Below are 334 nucleotides of genomic sequence, written 5' to 3' on the forward strand. Positions count from 1 at the left end.
ATGACCGAGCGGCTCGGGCAGGTGGCCGAGGCGCTGCTCTCCCTGGACGAGTTCTCGCACCGCACCACCCAGCAGGTGCAGGCCATGAGCGAGCGGCTGCACCACATCGCCTCCTCGGGTGACGAGCTGGCGCGCTTCGCCAGCGAGGCGGAGGCCTTCGTCCAGGTGGTGCACACCGGCATCGACGCCGTGCGCCACCGGGCCTCGGAGACCAACCAGCTGGCCCACGCCGTGACGGCCACCGCCGAGCGCGGCGAGGTGCTCGTCAACGACTGCGTCCAGGGCATGTACCGGGTGGAGGAGACGGTCCGCAAGGCCGCCGAGCTCGTGGACT

The 334-nt window shown here is 71.6% G+C and carries 1 pseudogene; it reads left to right on the top strand.

What is annotated here, in order from left to right:
- Window positions 1–334, top strand: a pseudogene (locus Q664_RS47175) (ABC transporter substrate-binding protein); the annotation flags it as partial.

This window comes from Archangium violaceum Cb vi76 (genome assembly GCF_000733295.1).
Taxonomy (GTDB): Bacteria; Myxococcota; Myxococcia; order Myxococcales; family Myxococcaceae; genus Archangium; species Archangium violaceum.